Genomic DNA, 25,489 nt, shown 5'->3' with positions numbered 1-25,489 from the left:
GATGAAATATCAAATCATGACTCTTCTGCAGAGACTGCTGGCCGAGATGTCCACCGCCAACGATCGGTTGCTGACCACCGCCGCCTCCCTGTCCGACGACGACATCCTCGCGCCGTCCCGCCTGCCCGGCTGGTCCAGGGGCCACGTGCTCGTCCATGTGGCCAGGAACGCCGACAGCCACGTCAACCTGCTCACCTGGGCCAGGACGGGCGTCGTGACCCCGCAGTACCCGAGCCCGGCCGTCCGCGAGCAGCAGATCGAGTCCCGCGCCGCCCTCCCGGCCGCCGAGCACGTCGCCGACCTGAGGGACAGCGTCGCCCGCCTGGACGCCGCGATCCGCGACCACCCGGAACAGGCGTGGCAGGCTCCGGTGGCCGGCCTGCGCCCACCCCCGCATCCCGCCTGGTACATCGTGGTCAGGAGGCTGCGCGAGCTGGGCATGCACCACGTCGATCTCGGCGCCGGATACCGCCCCTCGGACTGGGCCGGCGCGTTCGTCCGCAGAGAGCTGAACGACTGCCTCATGACCTGGTCGCGCGAGCACAGTACGGTCAGCGCGGTGCGCTTCACCGGCTCCTCGCACACACCGTGGCACGACCTCGGCCAGGGCCCCGAGGTGGAGGGTGCGCCGGCGGACGTCCTGGCCTGGCTCACCGGAAGATCGGCGGGCGAGGGCGTTAAGGTGGTGCCAGTGGGACGATCGTCGCGACCCGGCGCGGCAGGCCAGGACCTTCCGCCGGCACCGCCGTGGCTGACGATGACCGCCCCCGCTGACCTGCCCGCGACGCCACCGAAGGACTACCCATGACCTACACAGGCGACGTTCAGGTCGGCGGCCCCGCCGACGTGCGGGAGCTGCCCGGTCTGACGATCTACAAGCTCGCGGTCGGCCCGTACGACAACAACGCCTACCTGCTGCGCTGCACCGAGACGGGCGACGGGCTGCTCATCGACGCGGCGGCCGAGCCGGACCGGCTGCTCGCCCTGGTGGCCGACCAGCCGATCAGCGCCATCGTCACCACCCACCAGCACGGCGACCACTGGCAGGGGCTGGAGCAGGTGGCCACGGTGACCGGCGCGCAGGTGCTGGCCCACCCGCTGGACGCTCCCGGCCTGCCGATCCCGGTGGACCGCACGATCGAGCACGGCGACCGCATCGCCGTCGGCGTCGTCACCGTCGAGGCCATCCACCTGCGCGGCCACACCCCGGGCTCGGTCGCCCTGCTCTACGACGGCGGCGAGGACGAGCAGCACCTGTTCACCGGTGACTCGCTCTTCCCCGGCGGAGTGGGCAACACCCAGAAGGACCCCGAGCGCTTCCAGCAGCTCTACACGGACGTGGTCGAGCGCCTGTTCGACCGCCTCCCGGACCACACCTGGGTCTATCCGGGCCACGGCAAGGACACCACCCTCGGCGCCGAACGCCCCTCCCTGCCGGAATGGAAGGCCCGAGGCTGGTAACCGCCCCCGCACCGCCGGACCACCGCGCAACGTAACGCCCACCAGCCCCACAACCCAGGAGCGGGCCCGCGCTACGAGCCACAACAGGGGAAAGCGCCGCACGGAGAAGGCACCGCGCGGAAGGCACCGCACGAGGGAAGCCCCTGGGAGAAGGCGCGGCAAGAGGGCCGTCGCCAGCCGCCATGCTCGCGTGATGGTGACGGTCAGCGGCGGGCGAGCACGCGTACGATCCGGGCGGCGGCCAGCGCGGGATCGTCGGCCGCCCCTACCAGATCCCCCCACGACCACCGGTAGAACCACCCCTCCGGCAGGGGCACACAGTCGACGGTCTCGGCGAGCAGCGCCGTGTCGTCGGGATCGCTGACCCGCAGCGCGGGCGGGTCGGCGCGCAGGGTCGCGGTCAGTCCGTGCTGCTCCAGCTCCACGGCCAGTCTGCCGAGGAAGTACGTACGCGTGTGCTCGCGGGGCGTGGCCGGCATGCCTCCATCAAATCCGATGGCACCGCGAAAATCCCGCCCATCGCGATGCCATCCACGTCACAGCCCGGCTGAGAAGCCCTGTCCGGCTCAGGAGCCGATGCGCTCGGCCTCCCGGCGGAGTTCGCGCTTGTAGAAGAGCACACGCAGCGGGATGGCGGCGACCAGCGCGATCTGCATCGTCGCGCCGATCTTGATGGGCAGGTCGCCACCCTCGGGCCAGGCGACCCAGAAGGTGAGGAACGCCACGTTCACCATGATCCATGCGAGGACCACGGCCGCGAGCTGTCCCTTCGGCTTGGGGTACTCGATCCGGCTGACCATCAGCCAGGCCACGCCCAGCACGGCCAGCAGCGACCAGAAGCTCGGCTCGAACAGCAGCACGATCGAGATCACGGTCATCGCGCCCATCGGGATGGGCAGGCCCATGAAGTCGCCGCTCTTGGTCTTGACGCAGGCGAACCGCGCCAGACGCACGACACCGGCGACGAGCACGGCCGCGGCGGCGCCCACCGCCGCCGCGAAGGGCACCTCGTTGGTGAACCCACCCCAGATCACGATCATGAACGCGGGCGCGAACCCGAAGCTGATGACGTCGGCGAGGTTGTCGAGCTCGGCACCCATGGCAGAGGCGCGGAAGCGCCGCGCGACCAGGCCGTCGAACAGGTCACAGGTGGCGCCGATGAGCAGCAGCACCACCGCCGTGGCGAAGTAACTGGGCGCGGGCGTGAACTTGCCGTCTGTCTGGAGCGCCTCGATCGCCGAGGCGGCCAGCACGCATACGGCGAGAAATCCGCACAGAGCGTTGCCCAGAGACAGGGAGTCCGCAGCGGACAGGCGGAACGCCTTTCCGACAGGGCCCCGAGGTTCTTCCTCTTCGACCTGCCAACCGCCGGCGTCAGCCGTGGTCAATTCTGGTCACCCCCGCAACCGTCTTCTCGCCCACGGACACCGCGGGAGAGATCCCTTCGGGAAGGTAGATGTCGACCCTCGAACCGAACCTGATGAGCCCGATCCGCTCGGCGCGCGCGACCTTCGCTCCGGCGCTCACGTACGGCACGATCCTGCGCGCCACCGCGCCCGCGATCTGCACCATCTCGATGTCGCCGAGCGCGGTCTCGAAATGCCACACCACGCGTTCGTTCTGGTCGCTGTCCTTGTTGAAAGCCGGCACGAACCCACCTGGCACATGCTGCACGGAGGCGACATTTCCCGCAAGAGGGGCACGGTTGACGTGAACGTTCAGCGGGCTCATGAAGATCGCGACCCGGGTGCGGCCGTCCGGCCAGGGGTCGACGCTCTGCACGACGCCGTCGGCGGGAGACAGGATCCGGCCCTCGCCAGCGTTGCGGTCGGGGTCGCGGAAGAACCAGAGCATCGCGCCGGTCAACGCGCCCAGCGGCACTGCCGCGAGCGCCCACCGGCGGTCCCGTCGCGTCAGAAGCGCGGTGGCGGCCGCCGTGGCCACCGTCGGGAAGAGCCACGGGGAGACCCCGCGTGCGAGCCTTACGCGGCCCGACTTAGCAGAATCGACTGACACGTACAACCTTCGGTGGTGACTAGGACTGAGGCGCTTTGCCGTGATGTTACAGAACACGCAACTATGACACGACGCAACTACACAAGCAAAGCGCCTCGAAAGCCATTCCGCTAGACCTGCTCCGATTGGGTTTGCTCGCTCTTGCGCACGTCGATGCGGGACTTGACCAGGCTCGCCACTGTTGTGACGACCATGGTGACGCCGATGACCGTGAGCGACACCCAGATGGGGATCTGCGGTGCCCAGGAAACCCCACTGGCGTGCAGAGCTTCCAATACGAGCTTAACCCCAATGAACCCCAGGATGAACGCCAAACCGTAGCTGATGTACACGAGTCGCTGCAGCAGCCCGCCCAGCAGGAAGTACAGCTGACGCAGTCCCATCAGGGCGAACGCGTTGGCGGTGAAGACGATGAACGGATCCGTGGTGAGCCCGAAGATGGCCGGGATCGAGTCGAGCGCGAACAGCAGGTCGGTGCTGCCGATGGCGATCATGACGATCAGCATGGGGGTGACCATGCGCTTGCCGTCGATCTTGACCGTGATCTTGGAGCCGACGTAGGTCTCCGTGGTGGGGAAGGTCCTGCGCGCCCAGCGGAGCAACAGGTTCTCGTTGACCTGTTCCTCTTCACCCTTGCGGTGCTGGCGGATGATGTTGATCGCCGTGTAGATCAGGAAGGCGCCGAAAATGTAGAACAGCCCGCTGAACCGCTCGAGGGCGGCGGCGCCGACCGCGATGAAGATGCCGCGCATGACCAGGGCGAGCAGGATGCCGACGAGAAGCACCTTGTGCTGGTAGGCCTTCGGCACGGCGAACCGGCTCATGATGATGAAGAAGACGAACAGGTTGTCGACGCTGAGACTGTATTCAGTGATATATCCGGCGAAGAACTCGCCGGCCTTCACAGGTCCCGATGTCGCCCAGAGGATCACCCCGAAGATCACGGCCAGCGCGATGTAGAAGGAGACCCAGTAACCGGCCTGCCGCATCGAGAACTCGCGGGCTTCGCCGCGATCGACGATCCACAGGTCGATCGCCAGGACGACCAGAAGGCCGCCGATGACGACAGCCCAAGCCCACCATGGTTCGCTCACGTTGTATTACCTCCGGCATACACGACGGATTGCCGGAGGTCTCTCCCGCCCGCCTGACACGCGGACCGGCAGCCCCGGGGGCCCCGTGGAGTGGGACTACACCGTGATGACGAGGCTGCCGCGAAGGGATACTCCCCTCCCTTAACGCACGCAGTATACGAGAACGCGTATGGCTCACCTAATCAGGGCTTCGATCTGACCGTTCGTAGACATCCAGGACGCTCCTGACGGCGTCGTCCTCCCCCGGCAACTCCGCGCCGCGCCGCGCCGCCGCCGCGGCCAGCCGCGCCGCCGCCTCCGGATCCGCGATCACCTCCTGTACGGCGATGCGCAGAGCGTTCACGTCCCCGTAAGGCACCAGCACGCCGGCGTCGCCGACGAGCTCGGGGACCCCGCCGACGGCCGTCGCGACCACCGGCCGCCCGGCCATGAGCGTCTCGCTGAGGCTCAGCGGCTGCCCCTCCCACCTGCTGGCCCAGACCGCCACGGTGGCGGCGGCGAGCAGATCGGGCACGTCGTCCCGGTTGCCCGGCAGGAGCACGGGCAGCCTCTCGTCGTCGATCCTGCGCTGCAACGCGGCCCGCGACGGCCCTTCTCCGGCGATCACGAACAGCGGCTCCCGCCCGCCCGGCCAGGGGCCCGCGGCGGCGTCCAAAAGGCTTTCGAGCCCCTTCTGCTGGGCGAGCCTGGCGATCGTGAGCACGATGGGCCGCTCCCCCGCCCCCAGCTCGGCCCGGACCTCGGCCGGGGCACGCCGGGCAGGACGCGGCACCGGCGCGGGAACCACCGCCGGGCGCACGTCACGGGCGCCGAGCGCGCTCATCCGCTCTCCCAGGTCGGGCGAGACGACCAGGACATGATCGGCCAGGCGCGCCACGATCCGTTCCAGCACCCCGTAGACCGCCCCGACGGCGCCACCGGCGGTGAGCGCGTTGTGCAGGGTGACGACCAGCCTCGGCCCGCCCCGCCGTACCGGCCGGCCCAGCCCGGCCAGCCCGGCCAGCGCACCGGCGCGCAGCCCGTGGGCGTGCACCACGTCGGCTCCCCTGGTCAGGCGTCTGATCGCCGCGACCGTGCGCAGGTCGTTGACCGGATCCGGCCGATCGGAGACCCGCACCTCCGCGAAGCGGGCTCCCGCCGCGCCGAACCCGAACTGCTCCTCGACGCTGCGCGGCCCCACCACCACCACGCGATGCCCGAGCCGAGCCAGGCCACCGGCCAGCATCAGCACATGCCGCCCGGTGCCTCCGGACGTGGTGCCCAGCACGAATGCCACCCGCACAGCCACTCCTCCCTCTCAACCGACCGTCACCGACCCCCGGCCCAGCCCCTCGCCCGACCTCACGAGGCCCCGCTCGCCCCCATCGACCTGCAGCTCACTTCACGGGCCTTCGCGCCTGCCGAGCGCCCCGGCCACCATCCTGGCGTCGGCCCGGTCCACCAGGACCACGACACCGCCTCCCACGGCCAGCGCCACCACGGCGGCCAGCAGCGTCGCCCCCACGTTCGCCCACGTCCCGGTGGTCGCCCCGAACGCGTCGGCCACGGCGGCCCCTGCCCCGAACCCGGCCACGCCGGCCGCGACGGCGGCGGCTCCCGCCCGCCCCAGCCCGGCCATGGCGGACCTGCCCCGCGCCCGCACCACGAAGAACAGCAGCGCTCCCCCGCCGGCGGTCATCCCGGCGGTCATCCCCAGCGCCATCCCCGCGATCTGCCACCCGGCGGGGAACGCCAGCGCGAACCCGGTCTGCGCCACCATCACCACTCCCCACCCCACCACCGTCCCGGCGGCGGCGGCCCGTCCCCGCCCGAGGGCGTACAGCACCCGGCTCAAGTGCGCGATGAGCCCGTAACCGATCAGCCCCGGCGCGAACAGCGCGACCGTCCGGGCCAGCTCGACCGGCGACACCGTGGTCTGGCTGCTGTCCAGGAACACCACCGAGCCCGGCTCGGACGCGGCGGCGAGCACCCCGGCCGCCACCCCCGACACCAGCACGACCGCGCGCGTGGTGCTCGCCGCGAGCGCCGAGAACGCTTCCGTCTCGCCCCCCTCCGCCTGCGCGCTCAGCCTGGGGAACGCACTGGTGGCGATCGGTACGGCCAGCACGGCGTAGGGCACCAGATAGATGGCCCACGCGTAGTTGTAGGCCGCGAGCGCCCCCTCACCGATCACCTTGTTGGACAGGGCCAGCACGACCACCATGGCGGCCTGCTGCGCCATGAGCGCGGCGATCCCGGCCAGGGCGAGCCTGCGCACCTGCGCGGCCACCCCGTCGGGGAAGCGCAGCGTGGGCCGCCACCGCAGGCCCAGCCTGGCGGTGGGGCCGATGACGGTGAGGACGAGCGCCAGCACACCGAGGCTGGTGCCCACGGACAGCGCGAGCTCGGCGGCCCGTGGCACCTGGCCGGGATCCGCATGGCCCTCGCTGAGCGGCACGAACAGCAGGTACCCGACGATGACCACGATGCTGGAGACGAGCGGCGCGACGGCCGGCCCGGCGAACCTGTTGTGCGACTGGAGCAGTCCGTAGAGCACGACGGCCACACCGTACAGGGGGATCTGCGGCGCGAAGACGACCAGCATCCGGGTCGCGACGGCGTCCACCGCCGCCGCCTCGCACCCGTCGACGCTGAACAGGCCGACGATCGGCCCCGCCAGCAGCGCGGTGAGCACGGCCACGGGGACGAGCACCACGAGCACCCAGGTCAGCAGCGCCGAGGTGATCCGCCCCACCCGGTCGCGGCCGGACCCGGGCTCGGTGACTCCGGCCGCCGAGCCGGCCAGCACCGGCACCACCATCCCGGCCAGCGCCCCGCCGATGACGACCTCGAAGACGATGTTGGGGATCTGGTTGGCCGTGAAGTACGCCGAGGAGAGGCAGTTGGTGCCGACGGTCTGGGCGAGGGCGTACTGCTTGGCGAATCCCGTGACGCGGGCCAGGACGGTGATCGCCCCGATGAGCAGCGCGCCTCCCGCCACGCCGCGAGCGAGCCGGGACGTCACGCTCCTCCTGACATTCGCCCGATGACGGCGGGCACGGTCCTCACACGGGGTCGACGGGGCGGCGGCCCAGCATGTCCAGCCGGTTGAGCACCCGATTGCCCGCGATGACCTTGGTGAAGCTGATCTTCTCCGAGGCGGCGGTGAGCGCCGCCACGGTGCCGAGCAGGACCAGCCTGCCGGGGCGGCCGAGCTGGGTCACGGCGGCGAGGCCGAGCAGGGCGCCCAGGGCGTTGGCTCCGGCGTCGCCGAGCATCGCCTGCTCGCCGAGGTCCTCCGGCAGCAGCGCGGCGGCGGCCCCCAGCGGCACCGCGGCCAGCGCCGCCGTCATCGGCGAGTCACGGACGACGGCGGCCACGAGCAGCGGCCCGCCGGTGAGCAGGCCGACCTTGATAGCGCGGCCGGGGCGCAGGTCGAACAGGTTGGCCAGGTTGGCGGCGCCGGCGATGGCCGCGCCGTTGACCACGGTGTCGACCGGCCCGCGGGAGACGAGGGCGGCGGCGCCGAGCCCGGTCGCGCCGATCCCGAGGATCTTGACGGCGCCGCTGGTGACCTCGCCGCGCGCGAGCGCCGTCAGATGCCCCTTGAAGCCCTTGGACGAGGTCGTCCCGTAGAGGTCGTCGTAGGCGCCGAGCGCCCCGCTGCCCGCCCCGGCGAGCAGGGCGGCCAGGCGCACCCGTGGTGGCAGCCCGGGCGCCAGTGCGGCGGCGACGCCGGAACCGGCCACGAAGGCGGGGCCTTCCAGCAGCGTGATGGGCTCACCCCGGTGGTTCTTGCGGGCCCAGCGGCTGCCTGTGTCCTTGTCGCGGGTGAAGGCGGTGTAGGCGGCGCGGGCCGCGGCGGCGCCGAGCGCGGCGCCGGCGAGGGCGTAGAGCAGGCCACGGGCCATGTCAGCTCCCTGACTCGGTGGATGTCGGGGTCGGGGTCGGAGTCGGCTCCACGGGCTGGAACGCGCTGACTCCCTGGCCGGTGCCGTACTGCCCGGCGCCCCCGCTCACTTGCTCCCGCAGAGCGTAGACGATCACGATCCGGCCCGCGGGCAGATCGGCACTGTCGACGGTGGAGACGCGCTTGGCGAGCTCGGCGTCCTCCCGCAGCGCGGTGATCACTCCGCCGGGGGCGGCGGCGGTGTCGGCGCCGGCGATCACCAGGCCCTTGCCGCCCGCGTCCAGACCGCCCGCGAGCGCGGTGAAGGCCGCCGCCTGAGCCGGTGCGCCCTCACCCTCGAAGGGATTCTCCGGCGCGAACATCACCGCGACCGTGGCCCGCTTGTCCGGGTCGCCGTCGATGTTGAGGAACCCGCCCGTCTCCAGACCGGTGAGCACGGCCGCGGTCGCCTCGTTGGGGGCGCCCACCTGGGCCTGGTCGGTGGTCATGACGGTGGCGGCGAGCAGGGTGGCGACCTTGTCGTGGGTGCCTGCCGTCGTGGCGAACGTCATCTCGGCCGGCTTGAGCTGATTGACCAGGCCGTCGAGCACGCCCACGCTCTTGGGGTCGAAGAACCGCTCGGTCAGCGACAGGCGGCCGGTGACCAGGGCGCCCGCCGCCGTGAGCACTTCCTGCTCGGCCTCGCGCACGGCGGCGTTGGTCCCCGGCGCCTCCACCAGCAGCACCTGCTCACCGGCGAGCTCGCCGTCGACCAGCTTCGGCATGAGGGTGGTCACGAACGAGTCGGTGGCCTGACTCTGGCCCAGCACCTCGTCGATCTGTTCGCGCTGCTCCTGCTTCTCCGCGGTGAGCTGGCGCGTCAACTCCTCGGCCGACCTGATGGCGGGATCCTCCAGCAGCGTGGTGCCCAGGACGATGCCCACGGCCAGCGCCAGGAAGATGGCGACGATGGAGACCAGGTGATAGCGGAAATCGATCACGAGAAGAGCCCGACCAACCAGAAGATGAAGGAGTTCCAGAAATCTTGCAGGCCGTTCAGCCAGGTCTGGCCGAGCGGTGACAGTGCGAGGGCGACCCCCATGGTGATCAGCGCCGTGATCGCCAGCAGCAGCAGCTGCGGGGTGGAGATGCGGCTGCGGTAGAGCATGCTCACGCCCTTGGCGTCGACAAGCTTGCTGCCGACGCGCAGGCGGGTGAGGAAGGTGCTGGCCATGCCGGAGCGGCCCTTGTCGAGAAACTCCTCCAGCGTGCCGTGGGTGCCGACGGCCACGATGAGCTCGGCGCCCTTGTCGTCGGCCAGCAGCATCGCGATGTCCTCGCTGGTGCCGGTCGACGGGAAGATCACGGCGTCGCGGCCGAGCTGGTGGACCCGCTCCAGGCCGGGCGCCCGGCCGTCACGGTAGGCGTGCACGATGAGCTCGGCGCCGCAGGTGAGCGCCTTGGTGGAGACGGAGTCGAAATCGCCCACGATCACGTCGGGCAGGTAGCCGGCCTCCAGGAGCGCGTCGGCGCCGCCGTCGACGCCGATGAGCACCGGCCGGTATTCCCTGAGGTAGGGGCGCAGGGTGGCGATGTCTTCTTTGTAGTGGTAGCCGCGCACCACGATGAGGGCGTGCCTGCCCTCGATGACGGTGCGGATCGGCGGCACGCCCACCCCGTCGATGAGCAGCTTGCCCTCGCCGCGGACGTACTCCATCGTGTTGACGGCGAACGCCTCGATCTGCACGGCCAGCCCGGCCCGGGCCTCGGCCATGGCGGCTTCGACGGCCTCTGGGGTCTGCGCCTCGCCCTTGCCGACGACCTCGTCGCCGAGGTAGACGGCGCCTTCGTGCAGCCGGACGGTGTCGCCGTCCTTGATCCGCTCGAACAGCTCCTGGCTGGCGTTGTCGACGAACGGGACGCCGGCCTCGATGATGATCTGCGGCCCGAGGTTGGGGTAGCGGCCGCTGATGCCCGCGGCGACGTTGACCACGCCCGCGGCCTCGCATGACACCAACGCCTCCGCGCTGACCCGGTCCACGTCGACGTGGTCAATGATCGCGATCTCCCCCGGCTTGAGGCGCTTGGTGAGCCTCTTCGTCCGCCGATCGATTCGCGCCACACCCGTGACACCGGGAAGGTCGTTGACCTTCCGCCCGCGGAGGCCCGGCATCTTGTTACCCGGAACCTTCATCAAGACCATCCTGCCAGAGGGAAACACTTAGGCGGCCACGCACTGCGGGGCGTGTCCGCTATGTCACGCAGGATCACCGGTCATTCGCGGCCAGGCCGAGCAGCTCCTCCGCGTGTGCCCTGCCCAGCTCGGAGTCCTCCAGGCCGGCGAGCATGCGTGACAGCTCCTTGACCCTACCTTCGTGATTGAGCGTGACGACGCCACTGCGCACCACGCTTCCGTCGCCGGCCTTCTCCACCACCAGGTGCTGATCGGCGAAGGCCGCGACCTGTGGCAGGTGGGTGACGACGATGACCTGCGCGGTGCGGGCCAGCCGGGCGAGCCGGCGCCCGATCTCGACCGCGGCCTTGCCGCCGACCCCGGCGTCGACCTCGTCGAACACGAACGTGGGCACCGGGTCGGCGCCGGCGAACACCACCTCGATCGCGAGCATGACCCGGCTCAGCTCGCCGCCGGATGCGCCCTTGTTGAGCGGGAGCGGCGGCGCGGCGGGGTGGGCGGCCATCCGCAGCTCCACCTCGTCGATGCCGTCGGGGCCGAACTCGGCCGCCTGGGAGAGCTGGACGGTCACCCGGGCGTGCGGCATGGCCAGGGCGGTGAGCTCGTCGGTGACGGCCTGGCCGAACCGCTCGGCGGCCGCCTGCCGGATCCGGGTGAGCTCGGCGGCCAGCTCGGTCAGGCGCTCGGTCAGCTCCTCGTGCTCGCGGGTCAGCTCCCCGATGCGGTCGTCGTCGCCCTCGAGCTCGGTCAGCCGGCCGGCGGCCTCCTGCGCCCAGGCCAGGACCGAGGCGCTGTCCTCGCCGTACTTTCTGATGAGCCCGGTCAGCACCGAGCGCCGCTCCTGTACGGCGGCCAGCCGGGCGGGGTCGCTCTCGATCGACTCGGCGTAGGCGGCCAGGTCGGTGGCCACGTCGGAGATGAGGTAACCGGCCTCGGCGAGCCTGTCGGCCATGTCGGCGAGCTGGGTGTCGAAGTCGCGCACCGCCTCGACGGCCGTGCGGGCCTCACCCAGCAGCGAGATCACGTCGTGCGCGCCGCCGGTGGCCTCCATCGGGTCGCCGAGCAGCGCCGTGTGGGCGGTGGTGGCGGCGCTGCGCAGGGCGTCGGCGTGCGAGAGCCGCTCCTCCTCGCTGAGCAGCTCCTTGTCCTCGCCCGCCTTGGGGTCGACCTTCTCGATCTCCCGCAGGCCGAACCGGAGCAGGTCGGCCTCCTGCGATCGCTCCCTGGCCCTGGTGGTGAGCTCGTCGAGCAACGCGGCGACCTGCTTGTGCCGTTTGTAGGCCTGTGTGTAGGCGCGCAGTGGCTTGACCAGGTCGTTGCCGGCGTAGCGGTCGAGGGAGGCGCGCTGCCTGGCCGGCTGGAGCAGGCGCTGCTGGTCCATCTGGCCGTGCACGGCGACCAGGTCGTCGGCGAGGTAGGTCAGGGTGCCGACGGGCACGGTGCGGCCGCCGAGCCAGGCCCTGGATCTGCCCTCGGCGGAGACGGTGCGGGCGATGATGAGCTCGCCGCCCTCCGCCTCGCCGCCGATGTCCTCGACCTGCTGGGCGACGCGGCCGCCGCCCTCGATGATGAGCGTGCCCTCGATGGTGGCCTTGTCGGCGCCCGGGCGGATGCGCGCGGGGTCGGCCCGGCCGCCGAACAGCAGCCCGAGCCCCGTGACGACCATCGTCTTGCCCGCACCGGTCTCGCCCGTGACCACGTTGAAGCCCGGCGAAAGCTCCAGCACGGCCTCGTCGATGACGCCGAGTCCCTGGATGCGGACCTCCTCGACCCTTGGTCGCAACTGCCCACTCCCGTCACTTCCGTGTTTCATGATCACGCGCTCGGCGAACCTCTCAGGCGTGTTCCGAACACCTGTGCGCATGTGATCCTACGCGCTCGCGCCTCAATTGACTCAGGGTCGCACCCTTCCGCGCCACCCCTGAACGGGTAGTTCGAACTTGGCGACCAACCTGTCGGTGAACGGCGCGCCGGTGCTCTCCACACCGTGCAGGCGGGCCAGCCGTACCGGCTCAGTGCCGCGCCGGACCTCCACCCGCGCGCCCGACGGCAGGTCGAAGCGCCGGCGGCCGTCGCACCACAGCACACCTCCGGGCGTGTCGGGCAGGATCTCGACGGCGAGCGTGGAGCGCGGCGAGACGACCATCGGCCGGGCGAACAGCGCGTGCGCGCTGATCGGCACCATCAGCATGGCCTCCACCTCCGGCCACACCACCGGACCACCGGCGGAGAAGGCGTAGGCGGTGGAGCCGGTCGGAGTCGCGCAGATCACGCCGTCGCAGCCCCAGCGGGACAGCGGGTGGCCGTCGATCTCGGCCACCACCTCCAGCATGCGGTCCTGCTTCTCCACGGTGATCTCGTTCAGCGCCCAGGTGTCGGCGATGATCTGGCCGTTCTGCCTGGCGAGCACGTCGATGGTCATGCGCTCCTCGACGTCGTAGCGGCCCGCGACCACGTTGTCGACGGCGTCGGTCAGGTCGGCCACCTCGGCCTCGGCGAGGAAGCCGACGTGGCCGAGGTTGACGCCGAGCAGCGGGGTGCCGGTGGGCCTGGCGAGCTCGGCCGAACGCAGCAGCGACCCGTCGCCGCCGAGCACGATCATGACCTCGGCGTCCTTGACGGCGCTGGGCTCGCCCATCACGACCTCCGCGCCATGGCAGCCGAGGTCACCCGCCTCCACGTCGAGAACCTTGACCCGAATGCCCGCCTCAAGCAGTCGGTCGATCACCAGGCGGGCGCTGTCGATGGCGGCCTCCCGTCCGGTGTGCGCGGTGACCAGCACTGTCCGGTTCATTGCGGCCCTTCCGCCACGGCCCGCCGGATCTCGGTCTCGAGGTCGGCGACCGGCGGCTCGCCTTCACCCTTGCCCAGCCAGAGAAGGTACTCCACATTGCCGGCCGGTCCGGGCAGCGGACTGGCGACGACGCCGCGCACGGTCAGGCCCAGCTCCCGCGCCTTGGCGGCGGCCTCGCGCACGGCGCCGGCGCGCAGCTCGGGATCGCGCACCACGCCGCCCGCTCCGACCAGCTCCTTGCCCACCTCGAACTGGGGCTTCACCAGCATCACGAAGTCCGCCCGCGGCGCCGCGACCGTCACCAGGGCGGGCAGCACGAGCCGCAGCGAGATGAACGACAGGTCGCCGACGATCAGCGTCGGCGGCTCACCGACCAGCTCGGGCGTGAGGTCGCGCACATTGACCCGCTCCATGACCGTCACCCGCTCGTCGCTGCGCAGCGGCCAGGCGAGCTGGCCGTAGCCGACGTCGACGGCGAGCACGCACGCGGCTCCGCGGCGCAGCAGCACGTCGGTGAACCCGCCGGTGGACGCGCCCGCGTCCAGACAACGGCGGCCCTCCACCGACAGCCCGGCGAACGCGTCCAGGGCCCCGACCAGCTTGTGCGCGCCACGCGAGACGTAGTCGGGCCCGTCGGCGGACTCCGCGACGACGATGGCAGACGCGGTGTCCACCTGGGTCGCGGGCTTGGCCGCGCGCCTGCCTCCCACGCTGACCCGGCCCGTCTCGATGAGCTGGGCGGCCTGCTCGCGCGATCTGGCCAGGCCGCGTCGCACCAGCTCGCTGTCGAGCCGGAGCCTGCGGCTCACTGGGCGTCCACGGCGCTGAGGGTGGCCTCCAGCCCGGAGAACGCCTCGTCGAAGACCGCCACGTGGTCGCTCACCGGCAACTCGGCCAGGCGGGCCAGCCCGGCGAGGACCGCGTCGACCCGCTCGTCGCCGGTCTCCTCTGGCAGCTCACTCATGACACGACGGTAACGCCTCGCACGAGCGTCCGGGACCTCGGAAGGGGTGTCAGTCGTTGGAGGTTCGTACGGGTGACCGCGATGTGGAACGCTACGGACCGTAAGAAGGCAGAAGGGAAGGCATCATGGCAAGCGTCGAGGAGTGCCGGGCGGCACTGGTCAAGCTCGTCGCCCAGTTCGACGAGATCGACGAGGCGGACCGGGCCAAGCACGTGGTCGAGCGTACGGTCAGCTGCAGGGTGTCCGACCTCGGCGTCGTCTTCTACGGCCGCCTGCACCACGGAGGGCTGGACCCGTTCGTGGAGGAGGCGCCGGCCGGCGGCAACCCCGCCGACGTCAAGATCACCATCCGCAGCGACGACCTGATCTCGCTGGTCGACGGCGAGCTCGACCTGGGCCGCGCGCTGTTCGGCGGCCGGGTGAAGATCGACGCGAGCTTCGGCGACCTCCTCCGGTTGCGCCGCCTCCTCTGAGCCTTCGACTTGATCAGGTGATGCGGTCGAGCACCGGCTTGACCGCGTCCTCCTCGGCGCTCCCCGCCCCCGCCGCCTCCCAGGCCGCGTCGCAGGCGGCGCGCAGCCCGTCGATCCGGCTGCCGTCTCCCTCCAGCCGCAGCGAGCCGTTCACCCAGCCGGCCCGCCAGCCTCCGCAGACGCCGTGCCATACGTCCGGATAGGGCAGCAGCAGCGCGGACAGATCCTCGCCGACGTACGTCGGCCTGCGGGCGGCGGGCGCCGTCAGCAGGTCGAGCGGGGTGCAGACGCCCGTGAGCACCGCCAGCCCGTCGACGCCCGCGTTCACGGCGCCCTCGATGTCGGTGTCGAGCCGATCCCCCACCACCAGCGGCCGTCGCGCCCCCGTACGGATCATCGACTCGCGGTGCAGCGGCGGATCGGGCTTACCCGCGTAAACCGGCTCCACCCCGGTGGCCGTGGCGATCACCCGCACCATGGACCCGTTGCCCGGCTGCTCCCCGCGCCCCGTGGGCATCGTGCTGTCGCCGTTGGAGGCCACGAACAGCGCCCCCTGCCGGACGGCCAGCGCCCCCTCCGAGAGCAGCCCGTACGACAGACCGGGCGCGAACCCCTGCACCACCGCCACGGGCGAGTCCGCCGCCGTGCTGACCGGCCTGAGCCCCTGGTCCCGTACGGCCAGCCGGAGCCCCGACCCGCCCACCACCAGCACGTTGGATCCCGCCGGAACCCTCTCGGCGACCAGCCGCGCCGCAGCCTGCGCCGAGGTGACGACGTCGGCGCTGCCCGCGGGCACACCCAGCGCGCGCAGGTGCGCGGCGATGGCGGCCGGCGTCCGCGAGGCGTTGTTCGTCACGTACGCCAGCCGCACGCCACGCCGCTGCGCCTCCTCCAACGCCGATGGAGCCCCGGGCACCGCCCGATCGCCCAGATAGACGACCCCGTCCAGGTCCAGTAGCAGGGTGTCATAGCCGTCGATCAGCACCGCGCCTCATTCCGTTGACCCTCACGTCGCGTCAGACCCTAGCCTCGGCGTCGAACCCACCTAAGAGGAGGCTGACCATGTCCATGGAACTCAATCTCACCACCGAGGATAAAGCGGAGCTTTTCGGTGACTTCCGCCCGGAGGAGTACGCGGCCGAGGCTGAGGAGCGATGGGGCGGCACCGACGCGTGGAAGGAGTCGGCCGCCCGCACCAAGTCGATGACCAAGCAGGACTGGGCCCGTTTCACCGCCGAGGCGGCGGACATCTCCGACCGGCTGGCGGCCCTGATGCGGACCGGCGCCCCGGCGACCGGCGAGCAGGCGATGAGCCTGGCGGAGGAGCACCGGGCGCACATCACCCGCTGGTGCTATCCGTGCGGGTACGACATCCACCGGGGTCTCGGCGAGATGTACGTCGCGGACCCGCGCTTCACGGCGAGCATCGACCAGACGGCCCCCGGCCTGGCGGCCTACTACCGTGACGCCATCCTGGCCAACGCCACCCGCAACGACTCCTGACCACCCCACACCGACCCCATCCTGACCGCCACCCCGGCCCAGACCGCACCCAGGCACCGTCCGGGCCGGACGAGAGCCTGGTCGGGTCGAGTTGGGCCTAGACGGGTCAAAATGATCCTGGTCAGGCCCAGCTTGGTCGGATCGAGCCGGGCGGGCCTGCCCAAGTCGAGTAGTCCGACCTGGACTGGTCATGGTCAGGTCCGGCCTGGAGGGGTCGAGCCTGGACGGGTGGGGAGCAACGCCGACCGGGCGCGTTGTTCCCGCCGGAGAGTCGCCCTCATCGCGCGACCGGGCCGATGCCCGAACTCTCCCAGAACTACATTTCCCGCCGCGCGCGAAGCGTCGCCCGCACACTCTTCAAGGCCGACACGTAGTGGTTCTCGTCGGGCCGCATGGCCACAGCGATGGCCAGCGGCTCCTGCGCCCCCTCGATGTCACCTGTGCGCCACAGCGAGAGACCCAGCCCGAAATAGGCGTAGTCCTCCGCCGGGTTCGCATCGACGATCTGGCGAAAGCTGCTGGCCGCCTCGACGTACTGCCGAGAGTTGAACTGCGCCCGGGCCAGCGCCTCCCGGATGCTGCGCGAGTCGGGCTCAGCATCGGCGGCCCGCTCCAGCAGCGCGGCGGCGGCAGCCGGACTGCCTTCCTGCAACAACTTCACCCCACGCTGGTACCAGTCGTAGACGTCACCGCCTGGGGTCCCATAGGAGTCATCGTGTACGTTTCCGCCCTGGACCATACGTGAGCTCTCCTTCTTCGACATACGACGATTTCCTGCGGAATCGGACGCCGTCGTGGCGTCGGGGCTACTACGGAAAGGCTCAAGGGTTTATGGCAGCATGCCCGGTATGGGGATTTCCGAACTGCCGATTCCGGATGGGCTCGTGCTACGCCCGTTCCGGGGTGTCCGTTTCGCCGTTGATGATCCCGCCAAGGTGACCTCCCCACCGTACGACCTGATTTCGGACGGGGACGTCCACACCTTGCTGGACGCCCATCCCAACAACGTCGTCCGTCTCATCCTTCCCGCCCCGCCCGCACCGGACGCCCCCGTCGAACATCTGCCCCAGTCCCCTGACGCTCCTCGACCAGCCAGCGAGACAAATACCCATAACTCACCTACTCGCCCCCCAAGCTTCGCCCCGTCCCGGTACAGCGAGGCCCGCAACACCTTGCTGGCCTGGCTGAAGTCAGGGGTGCTCGCCCGCGACGAGCACCCGGCCCTGTACGTCTACGAGCAGCGCGGCCAGGACGTCCTCCAGCGCGGACTGATCGGGGACGTGGGCCTGACGGACCCCGCGCAGCGCATCATCCTGCCGCACGAGGACGTGCTCCCCGGCCCCATCACGGACCGCCTCGCCCTCATGAGCACCACACAGGCCAACCTCGAACCCATCTTCCTTCTCTACGACGGCGACCACGGCGCGGCCACGACCCTGGTGGACGAGGTGGCCACAACCCGCCCACCCCTCATCACCGCCCATACGGACGACGGCCTGACCCACCGCCTCTGGGCCATCACCGACCGGGCAGAGATCGACGCCATCAACGCCGACCTGCACCCCCGTCAGGCCCTCATCGCCGACGGCCACCACAGGTACGCGACGTACCGCGTCCTCCAACGCCAGCAGCACCTCACCCACACCACCACAACCTCACCCCATGAGGACACTCCGGCCCCAGAGTCCCGTACGGACACTCCGGACGCAGAGTCCCGTACAGACCCCGGGATGCCCAGATCGAGCCGGCGCGAGTCGAGCCCCTGGGACTTCGGCCTCGCCCTGCTCGTGGACTCCACCACGTACGCACCCAACCTCCGGGCGATCCACCGGGTCATCCCCGACCTCCCGCTGGAGGAGGCCGTAGCCCGGGCGAAGGGATCATGGCGCGTCCACGATCACGAGGACCTCGAACAGGGCTTGGCCGCCCTCGATTCCGCCGTCGAGCCCGCCTTCCTGCTGACCGGCGAGGGAGGCGTCCACCTCATCACCAACCCCGATCCCGTACAGCTCGCCCTCGCCATGCCCGCCGACCACTCCGACCGATGGAACTCGCTGAACACCTCCGTACTCTCTGAGTTCGTACTGCCGAAGGTTTGGGGCTTGGAGGACAACGAACAGACCGTACGCATCGTGCACCACGACGCTGAGGCCGCCGCGGGACTGGCCGTCGCCACAGGCGGCACCGCCGTCATCCTCAAGCCATTGGCCATGGACGACGTCCTGGCAGTCGCGGCAGGCGGTGAACGAGTCCCCCGCAAATCCACCTCCTTCGGCCCAAAACCCAGGACGGGCCTAGTCCTCCGCACCTTCGCCGCCGACTGAACCAACCAGACGGCTGAACCAACCAGACAGACAGCTGACCACCCAAGCGGCCCCACCAGTTGACCGACCAAGCCAACCTCACGAGCCGCCGACCAAGCGACCACAGAAGGTCAATAACGCCTGGACCGCCGGCAAGAGACCCACAGCGAAGTAACCCGACCATGGACTTCCTGGTCGTTTCTCACGGCACGGGCACCTTGGAGCTGCCACGACGCATTCATCTTTGGAAGTTCTCAGGTGTGAAAGCGCGGCAGACCGAGGGGGTTGGTTCGCCCCTTTTCCCCGAGTTGGCGCACCGTTTTTCCCCGGGTTGGCGCACCATCCTCGTATGGCAACTCGGACGCGCCTCCCCCAGCGTGTCTCTCCGGCGCAGCCGCTGTCCGACTCAGGTGCCTAGCGCGCACGGCGTTGCGCCCGAGCACTCAGACCGGGACGCCCACGCTCAGGCTGGCCGGGGGCTCTCCCGCCATGACCCGCCGCCAAATCTCGGTGGACATTCTCAGGCTCAGCCGGCTCCTTCCGGAGACGCACGACGTCTGACAACTGTGCAGGCTCCACCCGACCACACGGCCCACCGCCCTTCAGTCCACCGGCTTCGATGCACCGCCCTGCCGCCACCGTCGCCTGGGACCCATCGACCTCTGGCGCGGCAAATGCTCCGGACTTCCGCAACCCGGGCCGACTGGCACTGCCGCCCGCACCAGAGGATCCCTCACCGTGCCGGCGAAGATGTCGACCGTCTCCTTCCGAACTACCGCGATACCAGGACGCGCCTCCGTCCGGATTACCGCGATGCCAGGGTGGCCGCAGCGTTGTCGGCGGCAGCCTGCATCACCGTGCCGTCCTCTCGACGCGCTTGACGGCCTTCTCCCTGGCGCTGACCGGCAAGACAAGGTCTTGCCAGCAAGAAAGGCGTTCGCCCGAACAATGGCAACCGTACGGTTCACCAGCGCCGCGAGCACGCCCCCTCGGCCTCGAAGGAGAAATACAGCGACCCACGGCAGATCCCAGCGCCGGTGGGGTCCGTCCAGTGACCTACGACAGAGCAGAAGACTCTACGGTTCCCACCGTGCGATAGCGTGCGCGCGAATGCCCCTCGCGATCTCAACGGTCGCGAACCTGATCGGCGGGGCCCGGCGTTTCCAACCGGGCGCTCACTCCACAACGCCGAGCACCGGGAGCCCGCGTGAACTAACTGCGACCGAAGTCCTCGACCCGACCACCCCAACGCGCCTTCGCCATCAACTCGCCTCAGCGAGGTAGGCCACCGGCCGGGGCTGCAGCGTCTCGGGTGGATCAGGTTCGGCTGAGGACTCCGGCCGGGGCAGGGGCAAGGCCTCGGCGTCGATCGCTCTGGCCGTGTTGACCTCCACCTCGTAGCACCAGATCTTCGCCCCCGTCGGCCCGTAGATCCGGCAACGGAAGGCGCCCGTGATCTCCATGGCGTCTCGGGGCTTGAGGTTGCGGACGAGATCGGCCGCCTCCGGGGCGAAGGTGACGCAGGGGATGCTGTCAGTGTGGACGCCACCGCGCTGCCCGCGCCTGCGGCGGCGCACCAGCAGGCGCCACTTCGTCATGATGTCGCCGCTCGGCAGGCACCGGTCCTCGACCGCTGCCGACAGCCGCCCCACCAGCAAGACCTCGTTGCGGTCCACTGTCGTCCTCCCATTGATGTCGTGGTGGAGATCACTCTCTACGATGAGGAGGAAGCCGGTTCGGCTCGAATGCCGTTCTGGGGACAGCCGACGCGGCTCGGGAGTGCCTGTGGACAACATCACCGCCCTAGGCGGCGACGTCTATGAGATCGACACGAAGATGGCCGGCTACACCGGAATCACCGCCGGCTACCTGATCCTCGGTGATCGCCCCTGCCTGGTGGAGACCGGGACCTCGACGTCCGCGCCGGTGGTGCGCGACGCGCTGGCCTCGCTGGGCGTGGGGCCGGAGGACCTCGCCACGGTGGTCGTCACGCACATTCACCTGGACCATGCGGGCGGAGTAGGCGATATCGCCAAATTCTTCCCATCCGCGCAGGTGGTCGTACATGAGAAGGGCGCACGGCACCTCGCCGAACCGTCCCGTTTGATGGCCAGCGCCCGGATGGTGTGGGGAGATCGTCTCGACACGCTCTTCGGCGAGTTGTCCCCCACCGAAGCCGAGCGCATCGTCGCGCTGGGCGACACCGGAGCCATCGACCTCGGCAACGGCAGGACACTGAGTAGCCATTACTCGCCCGGCCACGCCAAGCACCATGTGGGCCTGATCGATTCCACCACCGGCGACCTCTATGTCGGCGACGCCGCGGGCGTCTACATGCCCGAGACCGGCGATCTGCGCCCCGCGACACCTCCGCCGGACTTCGACCTGCAGACGGCACTCGACTCGATCGCCCTGTTCGAGGCGCTCGGTCCGCAGCGGCTCCTGTTCAGCCACTACGGACCGGTCGATGCCGTACGTGAAACGCTCGAACGATCTGCGGAAGAACTCCGCGTCTGGGTGGATCTGACCCGCCAGGCCCATTCCGAGGGCATGGACCTCGATCATGCCGTCGCGATGGTCCGCGACCGCACCAAGGAGCGCTACAGCGCGCTCACCGCCAATGACGGCACGGCCGAGCAGTTCGAACTCCTCAGCGGCGCTCCTTCGAACGTCGCGGGCATCCTCCACTGGCTCGACCGCGTCTCGCCGTAACTCTTCATGCGGGTACGGAAGCCGTACCCGCATGAAGGCCTAACTGTCGCGATTATCGCGCTTCGGGGCGTCCTGAGGCCCTTCATCGGGCTGGTCGAGGATGTCACCGAAGTCCGGCTCGATGAAAGCCGGCGTGATGTTCGGAGCGCCGAGCTCCATGATCTTCTCCGGCTCCGCAGCAGGGGAAGCACCGGACTCGGCAGCCGCCTGACCATCCGAAGCATCGTCAGGCTCGGCATCATCCAGAAGGTCGCCGGACCCGGCACCGGCCGGTTCATCCTGAATGTCTTCCAGATCGGCATCATCCGGGAAGTCGCCGGACTCGGCTTCCTTCAGCCCGTCCTGAACGTCGTCCCGGTCCGCTTCACGCGGATCGTCCAGAACGTCGCCTCGCTCCACGTCCCTGGATTCGTCCAGAACATCGCCTCGGTCGGCAGCCTCCGAGCCGCCCGAATCCCCAGCCGGAGCGGCAGCGACTTCCGTAACCGCCTCCGCTTCCTCCGGATCGTCGTCGAGCTCGTCGGACTCCTCCGCCTCGGACCCTTCGAGGCGGTCGCCATCCTCCTCGGACACCGAAAGCTCGGCATCCTCGAAGTCATCGTCGTCGTCGAACTCCTCCTCGACGTCCTCGATGACGGCACCGGTCAGCTCGGCGTACCGCTCGGCGGCCTCCGTCTCACCGTCCTCGTCGAAGGCCATCGCCCTGGCGAACCAGTCCGTGGCCGCCTCCTCGTGCCCGGCCTCGGCCAGCGCGTCGGCGTAAGCGAAAGCGAGCCGCGCGGACCAGGGCTTCGCCTGCGGATCACGCAGCTCGGGCAGGCGCTGGAGCGTGATGACGGCGGCGTCATTCTGCCCCAGGTCGCGCCGGGCGCCGGATTCGACGATCGACAGCTCGATACGGCCTGCCCGGTCAAGACGCTCAGCCTCGGGCGAACGGACCAGGTCGAGCGCGCGCTCTGGCCTGCCCATCCCCCGCTCGCAGTCGGCCATGATCGGCAGATACGCATCCGAACCGGTCATTCTCCGCGCGGCACGCAGATCGCTCAGCGCCTCGGAGAAGTGCCCCGCACGGTAGGCGACGATACCGGCCGCCTCACGTACGACACCGATGCGGGCCGCGAACCTACGGGCCGCCTTGGTGTGCTCGTACGCCTTGTCGGGATCGTCCTGCTCCAGAGCGCGCTCGGCGGCGATCATGTGCCGGCCGACCAGCTCCGCCAGGTCGTTGGGCAGGGACCGGAGCTCCTCGCGCACTTCCTTGTCGAGCTCGTCAGCCGTGATGTCCGGCTCAAGCTCGGGCAGCGGCTCGCGCGGCGGGGCGTCCGCCTCACGGTCGTCCCTTCCGTACCTGGCGCGGGTGCCACTGTCGGGACGCTCATCACGTGAGTCCCGTGAGAACGGCCGCGACCGGTCATTGCCCTGATATCCGCCTTCGCGGCGGGGACCACGGTCATCCCGGAACGGCCGGCTCTCACCACCGGACGAACCCCCGCGATCGTCCCGCGCACGGAACGGAGGCCGACTCTCGCCACCCTCGCGGCGCGGCCCACGATCATCGCGATCACGGTACGGCCGGCGCGCACCACCCGAGGCGCCCTCACTACGAGGACCACGATCGGACCGGAAGTCGCTCCGAGGCCCACGGTCGTCACGATCCCGGAACGGCCGACGCTCAGGGCCGCCCTCAGCACGAGGTCCCCTGTCGGAGCGGTAACCGCCCTCGCCGCGAGTTCCGCGGTCGGAGCCTTCACTCCTGGGACCGCGGTCGTCCCGGTCCCGGAACGGCCGACGCTCACCGCTCGACGTGCCGCCGCGATCGTCCCGCGCACGGAACGGAGGCCGGCTCTCGCCACCCTCACGACGAGGACCACGATCGCCACCCTCGGCACGAGGGCCGCGGTAGCCACCCCGGTCGTCGCCCCCACGGTACGGGCGACGCTCACCAGCAGCACCCTCCGCACGCGGCCCACGATCGGGACCCTCACGCCTGGGACCACGATCATCCCGATCCCGGAACGGCCGACGGTCACCACCGGAGGAGCCCCCACGATCGTCGCGGAAACCACCCCCACGCTGTGGCCCACGGTCGTCACGATCCCGGAACGGCCGACGCTCACCACCCGAGGCACCCTCACTACGAGGACCACGATCGGAGCGATAGTCGCTACGCGGCCCCCGGTCGGAGCCTTCACTCCTGGGACCGCGGTCGTCCCGGTCCCGGAACGGCCGACGCTCACCACCGGACGTGCCGCCGCGATCGTCCCGCGCACGGAACGGAGGCCGGCTCTCGCCACCCTCACGACGAGGACCACGATCGCCACCCTCGGCACGAGGGCCGCGGTAGCCACCCCGGTCGTCGCCCCCACGGTACGGGCGACGCTCACCAGCAGCACCCTCCGCACGCGGCCCACGATCGGGACCCTCACGCCTGGGACCACGATCATCCCGATCCCGGAACGGCCGGCGCTCGGCACCGCCCTCTGCCCGAGGGCCACGATCATCGCGATCGCGGAACGGCCGACGGTCACCGCCAGAAGCCCCACCACGATCGTCCCGATCACGGTACGGCCGGCGCTCGGGACCGCCCTCGGCACGAGGGCCACGGTCCGAGCGGTAACCGCCCCCGCGGTCATCACGCTGACCGCCTCCGGCGCGAGGACCGCGGTCATCACGCCCTGCGCCCCGCTCGCCACGTCCCTGCGAACCGGAACTCCGATCCTGGTAAGGACGCCGCTCGTCACTACGCGGGTACTCCCGGCGCGGCCCCTGGTCGCCGCGCCCTCCCTCATCACGCCGTGGCCCGCGGTCATCACGACTGAACGGACGTGACCCGCCATCGTCGGAGCGGGACGGACGGTCGCTCCCGGAGCCGCGCTCCTCGCGCCCGCGGGAGCCGTAGCCGCCGCCGCTCCTGTCACCGCCGCTGGAGCGCCCGTCCTCGTGGTCGCCGCGACTGCGCTGTCCGCCGTCCGATCCGCTATCTCTGTTCACTTCTAGGTCCATTTCGTTGGCTCACTCAGCGGACCCTTGCTCTGTACGGCGGCCCGCCGTGGCTGGTCGCCGCCTGTCGAAGGCCTTACGCGACGAAGGCCACCCGTGGTGGGGTGGCCCGGTGACACAAGCCTAGCAAGCCGCAGCGCACGCGAGCGCCGGACGCACGCCGGATATCCAGTCGCCCGGCGCCAGGAGATTCGCGAAACTGACCTCATGTCCCTGCGCTTCCACGAAATCGCCGAGTCACGCCATCGCATTCTCAATCCGCTCACCGAGAACAAGCTCCGACAACTCGGCGAGATCTGCCGCATCACCCCACGCACCCGCCACCTCGACCTGGCGTGCGGCAAGGGCGAAATGCTCACCCTCTGGTCCGCCCAGTACGGCTCGCAGGGCGTTGGCGTCGACATCAGCAAGGTGTTCCTGGAGGCCGCGCAGGCACGCGCCCACGAGCAAGAGGTCGCCGACCGAGTCCGCTTCGTCGAAGCAGACGCCGCCTCGTACACCGACGAACCACAGTCGTACGACATCGTCTCCTGCATCGGCGCGACCTGGATCGGCGACGGCCTGGCCGGCACGCTCGACATAATGCGCCGCCCGCTTCGCCCTGACGGCATCGCCCTGGTCGGCGAGTGCTATTGGGTCACACCGCCACCACCGGAAGCCCGCACCTCTCTGGGCGTGACCGAGGACACCTTCACCTCTCTGGCCGGCACGGCAGAGCGTTTCGAAAGGGCGGGGTTCGAGCTCCTGGAAATGATTCTGGCCAGTCCTGACGACTGGGACAGATACGTGGCGAGCCAATGGTGGACACTCAGCGACTGGCTGCGCGACAACCCGTCCGACCCGGAGGTCGCCGAGATACGCACTTTCCTGTCCCGCTCAAGAACCTCACATCTGGAGTACGGCCGGCAACACCTGGGCTGGGGCACCTTTGTCGTGCGCCAAGCCAGTGACCACTGAGCCCAAGAACTTTCACAACGCAGAAAAAGGGGGTTCCGCACCCGCAGGTGTGGAACCCCCTCAAAAAGCAGGTAGGGCCCCGACAGCCAAAGTGTCGGAGCCCTACCTGAAAGATTGTCCGGCGGTGACCTACTCTCCCACACCCTCCCG

The 25,489-nt window shown here is 70.2% G+C and carries 25 protein-coding genes; 7 read left to right on the top strand and 18 right to left on the bottom strand.

From position 1 onward, the window contains the following. The first annotated feature begins 16 nt into the window (after window positions 1-16). On the top strand, window positions 17-808 hold the full coding sequence (locus ACTMTF_RS22830; RefSeq protein ID WP_441112511.1) for a maleylpyruvate isomerase family mycothiol-dependent enzyme: 792 nt from the start codon (window positions 17-19) through the stop codon (window positions 806-808). Continuing rightward, window positions 805-1,461, top strand: coding sequence for an MBL fold metallo-hydrolase (locus ACTMTF_RS22825; RefSeq protein ID WP_441112510.1), 657 nt, complete (start codon window positions 805-807; stop codon window positions 1,459-1,461). The genes ACTMTF_RS22830 and ACTMTF_RS22825 overlap by 4 nt, the downstream gene beginning before the upstream one ends. A gap of 203 nt (window positions 1,462-1,664) precedes the next feature. On the opposite strand, the gene ACTMTF_RS22820 is transcribed toward ACTMTF_RS22825, so the two are convergent. The 13 genes from ACTMTF_RS22820 to ACTMTF_RS22760 form a co-directional block, all read right to left on the bottom strand. Further along, complete coding sequence (locus tag ACTMTF_RS22820; protein WP_397013439.1) at window positions 1,665-1,940, bottom strand: hypothetical protein; 276 nt, start codon at window positions 1,938-1,940, stop codon at window positions 1,665-1,667. An 87-nt stretch (window positions 1,941-2,027) separates the two neighbouring features. After that, complete coding sequence (gene pssA, locus ACTMTF_RS22815; RefSeq protein ID WP_397013440.1) at window positions 2,028-2,849, bottom strand: CDP-diacylglycerol--serine O-phosphatidyltransferase; 822 nt, start codon at window positions 2,847-2,849, stop codon at window positions 2,028-2,030. Beyond that, a complete protein-coding gene (locus ACTMTF_RS22810; protein ID WP_397013442.1) occupies window positions 2,836-3,477 on the bottom strand; it encodes a phosphatidylserine decarboxylase in 642 nt (213 codons plus the stop codon). Before ACTMTF_RS22810 ends, pssA begins: the two co-directional genes overlap by 14 nt. A gap of 110 nt (window positions 3,478-3,587) precedes the next feature. Then, a complete protein-coding gene (locus ACTMTF_RS22805; RefSeq protein ID WP_441112509.1) occupies window positions 3,588-4,571 on the bottom strand; it encodes a TerC family protein in 984 nt (327 codons plus the stop codon). 178 nt (window positions 4,572-4,749) lie between these two features. Then, window positions 4,750-5,853, bottom strand: a complete 1,104-nt coding sequence (locus ACTMTF_RS22800) for a glycosyltransferase family 4 protein (protein ID WP_441112508.1) — start codon at window positions 5,851-5,853, stop codon at window positions 4,750-4,752. A 99-nt stretch (window positions 5,854-5,952) separates the two neighbouring features. After that, a complete protein-coding gene (gene murJ, locus ACTMTF_RS22795; protein ID WP_441112507.1) occupies window positions 5,953-7,575 on the bottom strand; it encodes a murein biosynthesis integral membrane protein MurJ in 1,623 nt (540 codons plus the stop codon). Window positions 7,576-7,615: 40 nt separating this feature from the next. Further along, window positions 7,616-8,461: a hypothetical protein gene (locus tag ACTMTF_RS22790; protein ID WP_441112506.1), complete on the bottom strand. Its 846-nt coding sequence runs from the start codon at window positions 8,459-8,461 to the stop codon at window positions 7,616-7,618. A gap of 1 nt (window position 8,462) precedes the next feature. Next, window positions 8,463-9,440, bottom strand: a complete 978-nt coding sequence (locus ACTMTF_RS22785; protein ID WP_441112505.1) for a copper transporter — start codon at window positions 9,438-9,440, stop codon at window positions 8,463-8,465. After that, window positions 9,437-10,633, bottom strand: coding sequence for a putative cytokinetic ring protein SteA (gene steA, locus ACTMTF_RS22780; RefSeq protein WP_397013454.1), 1,197 nt, complete (start codon window positions 10,631-10,633; stop codon window positions 9,437-9,439). Before steA ends, ACTMTF_RS22785 begins: the two co-directional genes overlap by 4 nt. 73 nt (window positions 10,634-10,706) lie before the next feature. Further along, window positions 10,707-12,446 (bottom strand): DNA repair protein RecN, encoded by a 1,740-nt coding sequence (gene recN, locus ACTMTF_RS22775; RefSeq protein ID WP_441112504.1) that lies wholly within the window; start codon window positions 12,444-12,446, stop codon window positions 10,707-10,709. Window positions 12,447-12,527: 81 nt separating this feature from the next. Then, window positions 12,528-13,427, bottom strand: a complete 900-nt coding sequence (locus tag ACTMTF_RS22770; RefSeq protein ID WP_441112503.1) for an NAD kinase — start codon at window positions 13,425-13,427, stop codon at window positions 12,528-12,530. Continuing rightward, window positions 13,424-14,236, bottom strand: coding sequence for a TlyA family RNA methyltransferase (locus ACTMTF_RS22765; protein ID WP_441112502.1), 813 nt, complete (start codon window positions 14,234-14,236; stop codon window positions 13,424-13,426). The genes ACTMTF_RS22770 and ACTMTF_RS22765 overlap by 4 nt, the downstream gene beginning before the upstream one ends. After that, the gene (locus ACTMTF_RS22760; protein WP_397013461.1) at window positions 14,233-14,391 is read right to left on the bottom strand and encodes a hypothetical protein; all 159 of its coding nucleotides are present in this window, start codon (window positions 14,389-14,391) and stop codon (window positions 14,233-14,235) included. The genes ACTMTF_RS22765 and ACTMTF_RS22760 overlap by 4 nt, the downstream gene beginning before the upstream one ends. A 125-nt stretch (window positions 14,392-14,516) precedes the next feature. On the opposite strand from ACTMTF_RS22760, the gene ACTMTF_RS22755 reads away from it, so the two are divergent. Then, window positions 14,517-14,864 carry an SCP2 sterol-binding domain-containing protein gene (locus tag ACTMTF_RS22755; protein WP_441112501.1) on the top strand — a complete coding sequence of 116 codons (348 nt, stop codon included), beginning with the start codon at window positions 14,517-14,519 and terminating at the stop codon, window positions 14,862-14,864. Window positions 14,865-14,877: 13 nt separating this feature from the next. Here the strand turns inward: ACTMTF_RS22755 and ACTMTF_RS22750 are convergent, their stop codons facing one another. After that, complete coding sequence (locus ACTMTF_RS22750; protein ID WP_441112500.1) at window positions 14,878-15,849, bottom strand: HAD-IIA family hydrolase; 972 nt, start codon at window positions 15,847-15,849, stop codon at window positions 14,878-14,880. Between the two features lie 77 nt (window positions 15,850-15,926). Between ACTMTF_RS22750 and ACTMTF_RS22745 the strand changes: the two genes are divergently transcribed. After that, on the top strand, window positions 15,927-16,367 hold the full coding sequence (locus ACTMTF_RS22745; protein WP_441112499.1) for a TipAS antibiotic-recognition domain-containing protein: 441 nt from the start codon (window positions 15,927-15,929) through the stop codon (window positions 16,365-16,367). A gap of 316 nt (window positions 16,368-16,683) precedes the next feature. Here the strand turns inward: ACTMTF_RS22745 and ACTMTF_RS22740 are convergent, their stop codons facing one another. Then, window positions 16,684-17,106 carry a tetratricopeptide repeat protein gene (locus ACTMTF_RS22740; RefSeq protein WP_441112773.1) on the bottom strand — a complete coding sequence of 141 codons (423 nt, stop codon included), beginning with the start codon at window positions 17,104-17,106 and terminating at the stop codon, window positions 16,684-16,686. A 100-nt stretch (window positions 17,107-17,206) separates the two neighbouring features. Between ACTMTF_RS22740 and ACTMTF_RS22735 the strand changes: the two genes are divergently transcribed. Further along, a complete protein-coding gene (locus tag ACTMTF_RS22735) occupies window positions 17,207-18,691 on the top strand; it encodes a DUF1015 family protein (protein WP_441112498.1) in 1,485 nt (494 codons plus the stop codon). A gap of 1,241 nt (window positions 18,692-19,932) precedes the next feature. Here ACTMTF_RS22735 and ACTMTF_RS22730 read toward each other — a convergent pair. Further along, window positions 19,933-20,346 carry a single-stranded DNA-binding protein gene (locus tag ACTMTF_RS22730; RefSeq protein ID WP_441112497.1) on the bottom strand — a complete coding sequence of 138 codons (414 nt, stop codon included), beginning with the start codon at window positions 20,344-20,346 and terminating at the stop codon, window positions 19,933-19,935. A gap of 109 nt (window positions 20,347-20,455) precedes the next feature. On the opposite strand from ACTMTF_RS22730, the gene ACTMTF_RS22725 reads away from it, so the two are divergent. Beyond that, window positions 20,456-21,382 carry an MBL fold metallo-hydrolase gene (locus ACTMTF_RS22725; RefSeq protein ID WP_441112496.1) on the top strand — a complete coding sequence of 309 codons (927 nt, stop codon included), beginning with the start codon at window positions 20,456-20,458 and terminating at the stop codon, window positions 21,380-21,382. A 39-nt stretch (window positions 21,383-21,421) separates the two neighbouring features. Here ACTMTF_RS22725 and ACTMTF_RS22720 read toward each other — a convergent pair whose 3' ends face one another. Continuing rightward, complete coding sequence (locus tag ACTMTF_RS22720; RefSeq protein WP_441112495.1) at window positions 21,422-22,636, bottom strand: hypothetical protein; 1,215 nt, start codon at window positions 22,634-22,636, stop codon at window positions 21,422-21,424. Beyond that, window positions 22,576-24,051: a hypothetical protein gene (locus ACTMTF_RS22715; RefSeq protein WP_441112494.1), complete on the bottom strand. Its 1,476-nt coding sequence runs from the start codon at window positions 24,049-24,051 to the stop codon at window positions 22,576-22,578. The genes ACTMTF_RS22720 and ACTMTF_RS22715 overlap by 61 nt, the downstream gene beginning before the upstream one ends. Window positions 24,052-24,589: 538 nt before the next feature. Here ACTMTF_RS22715 and ACTMTF_RS22710 point away from each other — a divergent pair. Next, complete coding sequence (locus tag ACTMTF_RS22710; RefSeq protein ID WP_441112493.1) at window positions 24,590-25,339, top strand: SAM-dependent methyltransferase; 750 nt, start codon at window positions 24,590-24,592, stop codon at window positions 25,337-25,339. Window positions 25,340-25,489: the final 150 nt, after the last annotated feature.

This window comes from Nonomuraea sp. ZG12, from assembly GCF_052068115.1.
Lineage (GTDB): Bacteria > Actinomycetota > Actinomycetes > Streptosporangiales > Streptosporangiaceae > Nonomuraea.
Note: the sequence above shows the minus strand (reverse complement) of the source record. Positions and strands in the feature narration are given on the sequence as shown.